The 12,443-nt window shown below is 55.0% G+C and carries 12 protein-coding genes; 4 read left to right on the top strand and 8 right to left on the bottom strand.

The features are described from left to right. Positions 1-54 precede the first annotated feature (54 nt). From rstB to rstA, 3 genes are all read right to left on the bottom strand, one after another. On the bottom strand, positions 55-1,353 hold the full coding sequence (rstB, locus tag IM299_RS02530) for a two-component system sensor histidine kinase RstB (RefSeq protein WP_163332409.1): 1,299 nt from the start codon (positions 1,351-1,353) through the stop codon (positions 55-57). Between the two features lie 75 nt (positions 1,354-1,428). Then, a complete protein-coding gene (locus tag IM299_RS02525; RefSeq protein WP_041910295.1) occupies positions 1,429-1,689 on the bottom strand; it encodes a hypothetical protein in 261 nt (86 codons plus the stop codon). A 227-nt stretch (positions 1,690-1,916) separates the two neighbouring features. Next, positions 1,917-2,633: a two-component system response regulator RstA gene (rstA, locus tag IM299_RS02520; protein ID WP_193356992.1), complete on the bottom strand. Its 717-nt coding sequence runs from the start codon at positions 2,631-2,633 to the stop codon at positions 1,917-1,919. Between the two features lie 128 nt (positions 2,634-2,761). On the opposite strand from rstA, the gene IM299_RS02515 reads away from it, so the two are divergent. Further along, positions 2,762-3,097 carry a GlpM family protein gene (locus tag IM299_RS02515; RefSeq protein ID WP_014883596.1) on the top strand — a complete coding sequence of 112 codons (336 nt, stop codon included), beginning with the start codon at positions 2,762-2,764 and terminating at the stop codon, positions 3,095-3,097. Here the strand turns inward: IM299_RS02515 and folM are convergent. The 3 genes from folM to ydgH all read right to left on the bottom strand — a co-directional run bounded on the left by folM (position 3,094) and on the right by ydgH (position 6,367). After that, positions 3,094-3,816 carry a dihydromonapterin reductase gene (folM, locus tag IM299_RS02510; RefSeq protein ID WP_048956306.1) on the bottom strand — a complete coding sequence of 241 codons (723 nt, stop codon included), beginning with the start codon at positions 3,814-3,816 and terminating at the stop codon, positions 3,094-3,096. The two genes, IM299_RS02515 and folM, sit on opposite strands and share 4 nt — an antisense overlap. Before the next feature lie 39 nt (positions 3,817-3,855). After that, positions 3,856-5,238, bottom strand: coding sequence for an amino acid permease (locus IM299_RS02505; RefSeq protein ID WP_193356990.1), 1,383 nt, complete (start codon positions 5,236-5,238; stop codon positions 3,856-3,858). Between the two features lie 184 nt (positions 5,239-5,422). Then, entirely contained in the window at positions 5,423-6,367 is a 945-nt protein-coding gene (gene ydgH / locus IM299_RS02500; protein ID WP_193356989.1) for a DUF1471 family protein YdgH, read from the bottom strand. A 535-nt stretch (positions 6,368-6,902) separates the two neighbouring features. Here ydgH and pntA point away from each other — a divergent pair. From pntA to IM299_RS02485, 3 genes are all read left to right on the top strand, one after another. Continuing rightward, on the top strand, positions 6,903-8,432 hold the full coding sequence (pntA, locus tag IM299_RS02495) for a Re/Si-specific NAD(P)(+) transhydrogenase subunit alpha (protein ID WP_028012942.1): 1,530 nt from the start codon (positions 6,903-6,905) through the stop codon (positions 8,430-8,432). Between the two features lie 10 nt (positions 8,433-8,442). Further along, positions 8,443-9,831 (top strand): Re/Si-specific NAD(P)(+) transhydrogenase subunit beta, encoded by a 1,389-nt coding sequence (gene pntB / locus IM299_RS02490; RefSeq protein ID WP_013096868.1) that lies wholly within the window; start codon positions 8,443-8,445, stop codon positions 9,829-9,831. A 106-nt stretch (positions 9,832-9,937) separates the two neighbouring features. Then, positions 9,938-11,047, top strand: coding sequence for a mechanosensitive ion channel family protein (locus IM299_RS02485; RefSeq protein ID WP_045261475.1), 1,110 nt, complete (start codon positions 9,938-9,940; stop codon positions 11,045-11,047). A gap of 40 nt (positions 11,048-11,087) precedes the next feature. On the opposite strand, the gene uspE is transcribed toward IM299_RS02485, so the two are convergent. Continuing rightward, positions 11,088-12,038: a universal stress protein UspE gene (gene uspE, locus IM299_RS02480; RefSeq protein WP_028012944.1), complete on the bottom strand. Its 951-nt coding sequence runs from the start codon at positions 12,036-12,038 to the stop codon at positions 11,088-11,090. A 109-nt stretch (positions 12,039-12,147) separates the two neighbouring features. Then, positions 12,148-12,330: a hypothetical protein gene (locus tag IM299_RS02475; RefSeq protein ID WP_227013011.1), complete on the bottom strand. Its 183-nt coding sequence runs from the start codon at positions 12,328-12,330 to the stop codon at positions 12,148-12,150. Positions 12,331-12,443 lie beyond the last annotated feature (113 nt).

The following is a 12,443-nucleotide window of genomic DNA, read 5'->3' as shown; positions in this document are numbered from 1 at the left end:
AACATACTTATCATATAGCACAGCACGCCGGGTCAGGCCAGCGTGCTGTTGAGGTCAGGCAGGAGCGGGAAGGGCGATGTTATGGTACACCGGCCAGCTAAAGCAGAAGCGCGCGCCGCCGAGCTCGCTCTCCTCGCAATGCACCGTGCCGCCCATCGCCTGCGCGATAGAGTAGACAATCGCCAACCCCAGGCCGCATCCGCCGGTGGCGCGATCGCGGCTGGGATCGAGGCGGACAAACGGTTCAAACACGGTCTCTCGCGCTTCCGGGGCAATTCCCGGTCCGTCGTCCTCCACCGTCAGGCTGGCCCGGTTGCCCTGCAAATCCAGGCCAATCTGGAGCGTACTTTCGCTGTAGCGCATGGCGTTGTTCATCAGGTTGTCCAGCACGCGCTCCATCAGGCGCATATCGAGCGCGCCGTAGTCACCCGGCGTGACGCGCGTCAACAGCGTGCGCTGCGGGTTTACGCTCTGAACGTCATCAATGTGGGTTTGCAGCCAGGCGGGCAGATCCGGCGTGGTGAGGTTCAGCTCGTTTTGCGGGCGGTCGAGACGCGCGTAGGTCAGCAGCTCCTCAATCAGCGCTTCAAGCTGGCCAATGTCGCGGTTAAGCGCCTGATTCTCTGCCTCGGTCAGATTCTCGCTCATCTCCAGACGGTAGCGCAGGCGAACCAGCGGCGTGCGCAGCTCGTGCGCAATTCCGTCGATCAGCTGCTTCTTACTGGCGATCAGGGCGTTGATGTTATCGGCCATCTGGTTAAAGGCCACGCCCAGACGCTCAAAGCTGGAACCGCTGTCGAAGTGAATGCGTTCAGTAAAATGCCCCTCGCCAAAACGCTGCGCGGCGGATTCCAGCTTCAGCATGTCCTGCCAGTGGGGCCGCATCCAGATAAAGACCGGAAATGCGAGCGAAATGGCGATAAAGGCCATCAGCGCCATGTCCAGCAGGCGCATCTGGTGCAGATAATAGAGATAGGGCACCGGCCCGACGGCCAGCACATAATGGCTGCGCGGAATGCGCTGGATAAACGTGTATTTCTCATCCAGCGCGACGATGTCACCGTCGCGCAGACGCTGCATGGCGGGCGGATCCAGCTCAAAATCTTTTAACGGCTCAATGCGTAAATCGAATGACAGATTGAGATCCAGCTCTTTCAGGGTTTTCGCCCAGTCGTGTGGCGGGATCTCTCTTAGCTCGCTGCGCATCAAATAGAGCGAGCTTTTCATCAGATCGTCCAGCGACTGCCGGCCCGCACGTTCGGCGGTGAATTTATAAACCAGACCGACCAGCATGGTCATCACCAGGAAGCAGACAAACAGTAAAAGATAAAACTGCACAAACAGCTTTTTCATTGGATCTCACCGAAGAAACGCTTTGTGCAGAATATACATGAAATCCCATCGATATTTTCATGTCTGTGAAGCGTGTTACATGGCATTCGCGCTGTTTTTTACCCTGCCGATGAGTGTTTCCGTTATGGCCAGACCTTCCGCAATGTGCGGATCGATCACGGCAGTCCCAAATTCGTTAATCAAATCCAGGAGTATTTCGTAAAACTGGATGAGTTCAAGGAGGTCAATGAGCGCTTTTTGATCGGCACGTGAGGGTAAGGCATGGCTAGCTGCTGCCTGATTAACTATCCATTCAAGATTGGTTTTAATGGCTTCTACTTCAGAGTAGCTATACATATCTCATAGGCTTAAATCCTCATTTCAAGATTTCATGGGAGAGAATGTGCTGAAAAGGTGTGGGCTTATAGCCGGCCCGGCGCGACTTAAAGGAGAGAACGTGTGAATAATAATTATGGATTAGTTCGCGCGCTTATCAAGTTAACTGTTGCGCAAACGTGAAAATTAACGCGCGAAAGAAAGGGCTTAGACGCCTGATGCCTTCATTTCGCGCATGTTATCTTTTATCAGGTTTCCCAGGCGTGTGGGGCAAACAGATAACCCTTGTTACGCACGGTTTTAATGCGGTAGGGCTCGGTGGCGTTATCCTGCAGTTTTTTGCGTAATCGCGAAATCGCCACATCAACGCTGCGATCCATACCGTCATAGCTCACGCCACGGAGGTTTTTCAGCAGCGCGTCGCGGTCCATGATTTGCCCGGCATGCGTGGCCAGCTCCCACAGCAGGTCAAAGTCTGCGGTAGAAAGGGCGATAAGCTCGCCGGAAAGCAGGACCTGGCGGTTAACCGGGTCAATAGACAGCGTACCGAAGCGCAACGCTTTGTGCGGCGTCAGGGACGGCGCGGGCGCTTCGCGTTCGATGCTGGCGTGCTGGCGCAAATGCAGGCGCAGGCGGGCCAGCAGGACGGCAGGCGGTGTGGTTTTCAGAATGTAATCATTGGCGCCCATCTCCAGCGACAGAATATGGTTCATATCGCTGTCCAGTGAGGTAAGCAGAACGATAGGACCGTCCCAGCGGGCGCGCAGGTCCCGGCAGAGCGTCATGCCGTCTTTGCCTGGCAGCATAATGTCCAGCAGCACTAAATCCGGGTTTTCACGGACGACCACCTCTTCGGCACGATCGCCGCGAGGCTCGACAATGACTTCCATATCATGTTTACCCAGATAGGCGGCGATCAATTGCCCGACTTCGGGTTCGTCTTCAACATATACAATCTTATTCATACAGCGTCTGTTTTCGTGAAAAAAGCCAAAATACACCGCGGAACCTTAACCTTCCATTAATCTTTCAAAATTAACGCCGCTTCCGTTATTCTGATGTTTCTTGTTATTTGATTGTTATAGGGAAAAATATGGGGCTGGTGATCAAAGCCGCGCTGGGGGCGCTGGTGGTATTACTGATTGGCATTCTGGCAAAAACCAAAAACTACTATATTGCCGGGCTGATCCCGCTGTTCCCGACCTTTGCGCTGATTGCCCACTATATTGTGGCTTCTGAACGGGGCACGGAGGCGTTACGTACGACCATCGTGTTTGGCATGTGGTCGATCATCCCGTATTTTCTCTACCTGCTTTCCCTGTGGTATTTCACCGGTTTTCTGCGGCTTCCCCTGGCGCTGGGCGGGGCAGTGGTCTGCTGGGGGCTCAGCGCCTGGGTGTTAATATTCTTCTGGAGCCGCTTTCACTAGCGCAGCGGGCGACCGCCGTCCACGGCAAAGGTTCTGCCGGTGACGTAGCAGCTGGTGAGCAGATAATCTACAAGGTCGATCACCTCTTTCTCGCCTGGGGCAATTTTCATCAGCGACTTATTCAGCGCCTGCTGGCGGTATTCCGCATCATCGTGTTCGTTAAACAAAATCATCGCCGGGGCGATGGCGTTCACCTTTACCTCGGGCGCGAGCTTGCGGGCAAAGGAGCGCGTCATGTTATCCAGCGCGGCTTTGCTGGCCGCGTAGGCGATATGCTTGTCGCTGCCGCGCTCCACCACATAATCGGTAAAGTGAATAATGTCGCCCGCCGCATGCCCGTGGCCGCGCAGCAGATCCTGCAGCGCGTGGTTAAGCAGATAAGGGGCGTTAACGTGGATCTGCAGCATGGCGGAGAGCGTATCGCTGAGGGACGTGCCGGGCTTCTCGGCACACCATGCGCTGGCGTTATGGATCACGGCGCGCAACCCCGTCGCGGAGGATTTAACCTGTTCGGCAAAGGCCAGAATGCCTTCGTCGGTGGAAAAATCAGCCTGAATACAGACCGCTCCGGCTTTGCGCAGCCCCTCAATCGACGGGTATTCCGTACGGTAGCTGACAATGACCGGATGGCGAAGGTTGAGAAAGTGATGGGCGAGGGCGAGGCCGATACGGCGGCCTCCACCGGTGATCAGTATTGGGCGAAGCGGTGCATTTCCCATCGTATTCTCCTTTACAGTTCAACAATGGGAAAGACAGTGCTATCCCATTAACATCCAGGTTGCCGGTACGGCAGCAACCAGTAACAGCCCGATTAAGGCCATTTCACGGCGTTTCAGCGCGTTCTCCAGCTGATGCGTGCGGCGGGCATAGATAAACACCAGCAGACCCGGCGCATACAGCACAACCGACAGCAGCAGATGCATCGGCCCGGAAGCATACAACAACCACAGGCCGTAAATACAGGCCCCTACGCCCACAACATAGTGCGCCGGACGCGTGGCGATTTTTAACAAATACGCACCCACTAAGAAATAGGGTACCAGAATCATCTCCGAGGCGATGGTCAGCAGGGTGTTATAGTCTGAACCTGTGAGCCAGATCAGCACCAGACAGACCTGAACGCTGATGTTGGTCAGCCAGAGTGAGGCTGATGGCGCATTATTTTGGTTTTGACGAGCAAACAGGCGGGGAAACGCTTTATGCGTCGCGGCCAGGAACGGCACTTCAGCCGCCATGATGGTCCAGCTCAGATAAGCGCCGCAGACGGAGACGATCAGCCCTGCGGCAATCACCACGTCGCCCCACGGGCCGAGCATTTTCACCATCAGGCCTGCCATGGACGGGTTACGCATTTCGGCCAGTTCAGGACGCGCCACCACGCCCAGCGAAAGCAGGGTCACCAGCAGATACACGCCCAGCGCCGCCAGGACGGCCAGTAGCGTGGCGCGGCCCACATCGCGCTTATTACGCGCGCGGGCAGAAACCACGACGGCACCCTCAACGCCGATAAATACCCACAGGGTAATCAGCATCGTGTTTTTCACCTGCTCCCAGACCGGAACGCCCAGCGCAATGCCGCTGAAATCAAGCGAAAACACGTCGAGACGGAACGCAATGAAGGCCAGCACGATAAACAGGCCAAGCGGCACCAGCTTCGCCAGCGTCGCCACCAGGTTGATGCTGGCGGCGGTCTGGACACCGCGCAAAATCAGCCAGTGAACAATCCACAGCAGCACCGAGGCGCCGACGATAGACTGCCAGGTATTGCCGTCGCCAAACAGGCGCAGCTCAGGGGAATCGGTAAAGAAACTGAGCGCCGAGAAGACAATCACCAGATAAGAGACGTTGGCGATGACCGCGCACAGCCAGTAGCCCCAGGCGGAACAGAAGCCGATCAGCTCGCCGAAACCTTCACGTGCATAGGTGAAAATGCCGCCGTCCAGATCCGGGCGAATGCGCGTCAGCAACAGCATGGCAAACGCCAGCAGCAATATCCCGACACCGGTAATGCCCCAGCCAATAAGCAGGGCGGCAGGGCTTGCGACGGCCGCCATGTTCTGCGGTAAACTGAATACGCCCGCGCCCAGCATTGAGCTCAATACAAGTGCAGTTAAAGCACTCAGGCCAAGTTTCTTTTCCATTGGCTTCCTGTTATTAAAAGTCCCAATCCAGAATAATTATTTCGCTAAGGCGCATAAAAATGGTGGATCACACTAAGGCGCGGGATTTTACGGAGTGTAACGAAAGCATGCAATGATGTGTGGCAGAATTTCAAAAAAAGTAACAAAAAAGGCGGCATTGCGCCGCCTTTCATCAACGGTTTTGTTACTTGTACAGATCGGCGCTGATGGTCACGTTGTTACCACGTTCCTGCCACTGGCGGGTGATGTGGTAATACTTCGCCCCTTTCTTCGCCGCACGCTTCGCGACCTGATAAGAGACTTCCGTCATATTGCCGTAGTTGCCGGTAAACTTGATGCTGTCGAACGGCACCATCTGCGCGGCAGTGGCTTTGTTCAGCTCTTCAATTTTGGTGCCGTCCGGCAGCGTCACGGAGTAACGGCCACCTTTCGTGGACTGCGTTTCAAAGAAACGGCCCACTTCAGCGCTTGGCGCCGCAGAGGTCGCTACGCCCGGAATTTCAACTTTCTTCGCTTCTTCGCCGCCTTTGGCTATCGCCGCGCGACCCGCTTCAGAATCCGCAGGGATGGCATCCGGGCTCTGCAGAACGCGTTTTTTCGCATCTTCTTTGTAGATGAATGCGGTAATGCGCTGGTTGCCGCCCTGGTTAGCATCCACCTGACGCACGATATAGAAAGAGTAGGCACCTTTCTCTTTCGCGGCTTTGGTGATGGCATCGTTCACTTCTGGCTGGCTGCGATAGAAGCCCTGAACGGTAACGGTGTCGTAAGGTTCCAGCTCAATGGCCTGGTCTTTCGGCAGCTCAACGATACCGTTGATCACGCGATTTTTCGGCGCGTCAGCCTTTGGTGCATTACCTTTATACAGCGCAATGGTCACGCGCTGGTTACCGCTGTTGCCGTAATCGGACTGGTCAACTACGTAAAACGAGGCCGCCCCGTTTTTATCCGCGGCTTTTGATGCGGCGGCGACGGCATCGCCAATAGAATTATAACGACCCACAATGACCGTATGGTCAAAAGGTTTTAACGCTGCCGCTTGCTCTGGCGTTAACTCTGTTGCGGCATTCGCAGACAGGGCGGTCGCACAGAGAAGTGCGGACGCCAGGAGTGTGTTCTTAAGCTTCATAAAAATAATCCTTCGCCTTGCGCAAACCATGTACTGGTATTGTTGTTTATTTGAGACGGCCCCGATTATGGCATTTAAAACCCGTCGCTGTCTGCGCCATTTTTCACTGCCTGTGCTCACTCAATTACCGAATTCGATAACATTTAGTGATATGTTGAAAAAACAGGCGTTTGACAAGCAAAACTGATAAAGCATACGACTTTCACAAGTTAATTTAATGTTAATAACTTGTTCTCTTATGGCGCTATATCATGTTTTTACCGCTTCGCTTGCGCGATTTATCGGTTCTGGCGATGAATTTAAGGTAAATATCACTGTCAGTGACGCCGATCGCTTATTTTTCACAGATAAAGTAAGAAATAGTGTTTTCTGGCGGTAGATCACAAGCGCTATTTTCAGTAGGTTATAGACAGTTTGTTACTGTTTTATTTTGCGGGGTTACTCATTTCTCGTCGCTATCATGCTGGCGAAAATTGATAGAAACCGCGGGCATTTATCGACAAACCATCATCAAAAACCGATGGAAGGGAAAACTATGCGTATTGGGGTACCAAAAGAACGGTTAGCCAATGAAACCCGCGTAGCGGCAACACCGAAAACGGTGGAGCAACTGCTTAAGCTGGGTTTTACCGTCGCGGTTGAAAGCGGCGCAGGCAAGCTGGCGAGTTTCGATGACGAAGCCTTTATTCAGGCTGGCGCGGAAGTGGTGGACGGTGCTGAAGTCTGGCAGTCGCCCGTGATTCTGAAGGTCAACGCGCCGGAAGAGAGTGAGATTGCGCTGCTGAATCCAGGCACCACGCTGGTGAGCTTCGTCTGGCCTGCACAAAATCCTGAACTGATGGAGAAGCTGGCGGCCCGTGGCGTGACCGTGATGGCGATGGACTCCGTGCCGCGTATTTCGCGCGCGCAGTCGCTGGATGCGCTGAGCTCCATGGCAAACATTGCCGGCTACCGCGCCATTGTTGAAGCAGCCCACGAATTTGGACGCTTCTTTACCGGCCAGATCACCGCGGCGGGGAAAGTCCCACCGGCGAAAGTGATGGTGATTGGCGCGGGCGTGGCGGGTCTTGCCGCAATCGGTGCGGCAAACAGCCTGGGCGCTATCGTGCGCGCGTTCGACACCCGTCCCGAAGTGAAGGAACAGGTTCAGAGCATGGGGGCCGAATTCCTTGAGCTGGACTTTAAGGAAGAAGCGGGCAGCGGTGATGGTTACGCGAAGGTGATGTCCGAAGCCTTTATCAAAGCCGAAATGGAACTCTTCGCCGCGCAGGCGAAAGACGTCGACATTATTGTTACCACCGCGCTTATTCCGGGTAAACCGGCGCCGAAGCTGATCACCCGCGAGATGGTCGACTCCATGAAGCCGGGCAGCGTGATTGTCGACCTGGCGGCGCAAAACGGCGGTAACTGCGAGTATACCGTTGCCAATCAGGTGACCACGACCGCTAACGGCGTGAAGGTGATCGGCTATACCGACCTGCCTGGCCGCCTGCCAACCCAGTCGTCTCAGCTGTACGGCACGAACCTCGTTAACCTGCTGAAGCTGCTCTGCAAAGAGAAAGACGGCAACATCACCGTCGATTTTGACGATGTGGTGGTGCGCGGCGTCACCGTCGTTCGCGAAGGTGAAATTACCTGGCCTGCGCCGCCTATTCAGGTTTCAGCCCAGCCCCAGGCTGCGCCAAAAGCGGCACCCGAGCCAAAAGAACCGGCAAAACCGGCTTCTCCGTGGCGCAAATACGCCATCATGGCGCTGGTCATTATTCTGTTCGGCTGGCTGGCTGACGTCGCGCCGAAAGAGTTCCTCGGCCACTTTACCGTCTTCGCACTCTCGTGCGTTGTGGGTTACTACGTGGTGTGGAACGTCTCCCATGCGCTGCATACGCCGCTGATGTCGGTGACCAACGCTATCTCCGGGATCATTGTGGTAGGGGCGTTGCTGCAGATTGGACACGGCGGCTGGATCAGCTTCCTGAGCTTTATCGCGGTGCTGATCGCCAGTATCAATATTTTCGGTGGTTTCACCGTGACTCAGCGCATGCTGAAAATGTTTCGTAAAGGCTAAGGGGTAGCATATGTCTGGAGGATTAGTGACAGCCGCATACATTGTTGCTGCAATCCTGTTTATTTTCAGTCTGGCGGGGCTTTCCAAACACGAAACGTCTCAGCAGGGAAATAACTTTGGTATCGCCGGGATGGCGATTGCGCTGATTGCCACCATCTTCGGGCCGGATACCGGCAACGTGGCGTGGATCCTGGTGGCGATGATCATCGGCGGCGCGATTGGTATTCGCCTGGCGAAGCGTGTTGAAATGACCGAGATGCCGGAGCTGGTGGCGATTCTGCACAGCTTCGTGGGCCTGGCGGCGGTGCTGGTGGGCTTCAACAGCTACCTGTATCACGAACCGGGCATGGAGCCGATTCTGGTCAACATTCATCTGACCGAAGTGTTCCTCGGTATCTTCATCGGTGCAGTAACCTTCACCGGTTCTATCGTCGCTTTCGGCAAGCTGCGCGGTAAGATCTCTTCTAAACCGCTGATGCTGCCTAACCGTCACAAGCTGAACCTGGCGGCGCTGGTGGTGTCGTTTGTGCTCCTGGTGGTCTTCGTGCGTACCGAAAGCGTGGGCCTGCAGGTACTGGCGTTGTTGGTGATGACCATCATCGCGCTGGCGTTTGGCTGGCACCTGGTGGCGTCCATCGGCGGTGCGGATATGCCGGTGGTTGTCTCGATGCTGAACTCCTACTCCGGTTGGGCTGCGGCGGCTGCGGGCTTTATGCTGAGCAACGACCTGCTGATCGTCACCGGTGCGCTGGTCGGTTCTTCCGGTGCCATCCTGTCTTACATCATGTGTAAGGCGATGAACCGTTCATTCATCAGCGTTATCGCCGGTGGCTTCGGTTCTGACGGTTCTTCTACCGGCTCTGACGAAGAAGTGGGTGAACACCGTGAGATCAGCGCGGAAGACACCGCGGAAATGCTGAAAAACTCGCATTCTGTGATCATCACCCCAGGCTACGGTATGGCGGTGGCGCAGGCGCAATATCCGGTGGCGGAAATCACCGAGAAGCTGCGCGCGCGCGGTATCAAAGTTCGCTTTGGTATTCACCCGGTGGCGGGACGTCTGCCGGGCCACATGAACGTACTGCTGGCGGAAGCGAAGGTGCCATACGACATCGTGCTGGAGATGGACGAGATCAACGATGATTTCGCCGACACCGACACCGTGCTGGTTATTGGTGCTAACGACACCGTTAACCCGGCGGCACAGGACGATCCGCGCAGCCCAATCGCCGGGATGCCGGTTCTGGAAGTGTGGAAGGCGCAGAATGTCATTGTCTTCAAACGCTCGATGAACACCGGCTATGCTGGCGTGCAGAACCCGCTGTTCTTCAAAGAGAATACCCATATGCTGTTTGGCGACGCCAAAGCCAGCGTGGATGCGATTCTGAAAGCGCTGTAATTCGCTTTCTCCTGACAAACCGCCTTTCGGGGCGGTTTTCCTATTTCTGCGGCCAGCGTTTCTCCTCTGTCTATACTTTACCCTTTGTGTAATACGAGGAGGTGTAATGCAATTTCTGTCCCGCTTCGACATCATCGCGCTGATGATGACGCCGACATTCTGGATAGGCGCCGCCACGGTTGTCTTTGTGACGCTGCTGGTGTACTGGCTGCTAACGCGCCTGATCGCATTCGTTAAGAAAGGCATCACCACCTGGGGCGACAAGCACCCGACCACCAACCGAATGCGTTTTATCCTGACCGATATGCTTAACCGCACCAGCCGCTTCCTGCTGTTTGTGGTGGCGCTGCTCTTCAGCCTGCGTTTCGTTGACTTACCGGATCATCTCTTTGGCACCGTGAGCCACGCCTGGTTTCTGGTTTTCGCCATCCAGGTGGCGCTGTGGATGGATCAGGGGGTGGTGTCGTGGCTTCGTCACGTCATGCTGGCGCCCGGAAGCCATAAAAACCCGGTCACGCTGGTGATCACGGGGCTTATTCTCCGTGCCATCGTCTGGTCAGTGATGCTGCTGTCTATCCTTGCTAATGCGGGCGTCAACATCACTGCTCTGGTTGCCAGCCTTGGGGTAGGGGGTATTGCCATCGCCCTCGCCGTACAAACGATCCTCAGCGACGTGTTTGCCTCGCTCTCTATCGGCTTTGATAAGCCGTTTGAAATTGGCGATTTTGTGGTGTTCAACGACGTGGCGGGGACGGTAGAGCACATTGGCCTGAAAACGACCCGCATCCGCAGCCTGAGCGGGGAGCAGATCGTCTGCGGTAACGCCATTTTGCTTCAGCAGACGCTTCACAACTACAAACGCATGCAGACGCGTCGCATCGTCTTTACCTTTGGCGTTGCCAGCGACACGCCGCCCGATAAGTTGCGCTACGTGGGGGATATGGTCAGGCAGATCATTACCGATGTCGGCGAGACAAAATTCGATCGTGCCCATTTTCTGGGATTCGACCGCGACCGCCTGACGTTTGAAGTCGTCCATATTGTTAATACCGCGGATTACAATAAATACATGGACATCCAGCAGGAGATCAATATCCGTATTCTTGAAGGGCTGAACGCCCAGGAGATTAAGCTGGCGCTGCCCAGCATGGTATTGCACGCGCCGTGGATGCAGGATGAGTCAGGTGAACAGCCGAAGCCGGTAATGGAGAGCTGATGAGAAAAGCCCGCCGGAGCGGCGGGCTTTGATGTTTACGTCAATCGTCTTCCGGGTCGTCCAGCTCAATCGGCGTCTGATACTCATCCGGCTTGATGACCAGCAGGTCGCAGCGCAGATGGTCGATCACCTGTTCGGCGGTATTGCCGAGGAAGGCAGCAGAGATACCGGTCCGGCCAATGGTGCCCAGCACCACAATCCCGGCCTGCAGATGTTCGGCTAAATCCGGGATCACCTCTTCAGGCAGCCCTTTTTCCACGTGCGTCATGTTCTCGTCAATGCTGAACTTCTGGCGCAGCGCTTTCATCGCCAGCAGGTGCTGACCGCGGATCGCGTCGTTATAGACGCTAGGGTCAAATTCCGGCAGCTCAATGGCGATATTGATCGGGGTAACCGGATAGGCGCCCACCAGATGCACTTCGGTATGGTTAACCTGATCGGCAAGCTGGATGGTCTCCTTCACCAGCTTCTCGTTGAGCGAATTGTGATAATCCTCTTCGCTCGCGAGATTCACCGCCACAACGGCTTTCCCGCCTTCAGGCCACGGCTGGTCTTTCACCATCCAGACCGGGCAAGGGCATTTACGCAACAAATGCCAGTCGGTCGGAGTGAAGATGACGGACTCCAGCTTGTCGTGCTGGTGCGCCATCTTCAGCAGCAGGTCGTGCCCACCGGCAACCACTTCCTGGATAATGGCCTCAAAAGGTCGGTTATGCCAGACCACTTTAATATCAATAGGCACTCCCGCTTCCAGGTAATACTTCGCCTGTTCACGGATCCACGCGGTACGCTGGCTGATGACGCCCTGACGCATAGCGGTGCGCTCGTCAGGCGACAGAAGGGTGGTCATCTCATACGAGAAGTCATAGATCGGCAAAAACGCTTTGATTTTGCCACCAATCCGTTGATGTAAATACACAGCACGTCGTAATGCCGGCTGATCGTCCTGATTCGGATCGATAGCTACCAGCATGTTTTGATACTTGGCCATACAGGTCTCCTTACTACTGTCACCACAGTCTGTAATTAAAAGAGTAACCTATATATCCTGAATGAAACAGAGGGGAGCTTTTGCCAGATCAATAATTCATGAAAATTTATCAGAGGAAAAGCACGGTGGATGTCACCGCGATAAACGCAATGAACAGCAGCACCATCACCGCTATCGCAAAGGTCGTGGAATCCTGAACGTAGGTTTTTTCCTCCCCCTTCATCGGACCAATAAGCATGATCCAGATGAAGATAAAGGTCACTGAGGCGATCACGACTGAAACGAAAAACAAACTTTCTCTCAATTCATAACCTCAACGACAACCTTTCAGGCGCTGTGTGGGGACGTGCTACGGTGAAAATGTCTTAAAGCGGAAGCGATGATACCAGACCAATAAATCACGTG

Source organism: Enterobacter cloacae complex sp. P47BA (assembly GCF_014930485.1).
In the GTDB taxonomy this organism is placed as follows: domain Bacteria; phylum Pseudomonadota; class Gammaproteobacteria; order Enterobacterales; family Enterobacteriaceae; genus Enterobacter; species Enterobacter bugandensis.
Note: the sequence above shows the minus strand (reverse complement) of the source record. Positions and strands in the feature narration are given on the sequence as shown.

Excerpts from the sequence above, each read along its gene's own strand:
- IM299_RS02505 (WP_193356990.1), bottom strand. The coding sequence starts at position 5,238 with ATGGAAAAGAAACTTGGCCTGAGTGCTTTAACTGCACTTGTATTGAGC.
- IM299_RS02525 (WP_041910295.1), bottom strand. The coding sequence starts at position 1,689 with ATGTATAGCTACTCTGAAGTAGAAGCCATTAAAACCAATCTTGAATGG.
- rstB (WP_163332409.1), bottom strand. The coding sequence starts at position 1,353 with ATGAAAAAGCTGTTTGTGCAGTTTTATCTTTTACTGTTTGTCTGCTTC.
- uspE (WP_028012944.1), bottom strand. The coding sequence starts at position 12,038 with ATGGCCAAGTATCAAAACATGCTGGTAGCTATCGATCCGAATCAGGAC.
- pntA (WP_028012942.1), top strand. The coding sequence starts at position 6,903 with ATGCGTATTGGGGTACCAAAAGAACGGTTAGCCAATGAAACCCGCGTA.
- pntB (WP_013096868.1), top strand. The coding sequence starts at position 8,443 with ATGTCTGGAGGATTAGTGACAGCCGCATACATTGTTGCTGCAATCCTG.
- rstA (WP_193356992.1), bottom strand. The coding sequence starts at position 2,633 with ATGAATAAGATTGTATATGTTGAAGACGAACCCGAAGTCGGGCAATTG.
- folM (WP_048956306.1), bottom strand. The coding sequence starts at position 3,816 with ATGGGAAATGCACCGCTTCGCCCAATACTGATCACCGGTGGAGGCCGC.
- IM299_RS02515 (WP_014883596.1), top strand. The coding sequence starts at position 2,762 with ATGGGGCTGGTGATCAAAGCCGCGCTGGGGGCGCTGGTGGTATTACTG.
- IM299_RS02485 (WP_045261475.1), top strand. The coding sequence starts at position 9,938 with ATGCAATTTCTGTCCCGCTTCGACATCATCGCGCTGATGATGACGCCG.
- ydgH (WP_193356989.1), bottom strand. The coding sequence starts at position 6,367 with ATGAAGCTTAAGAACACACTCCTGGCGTCCGCACTTCTCTGTGCGACC.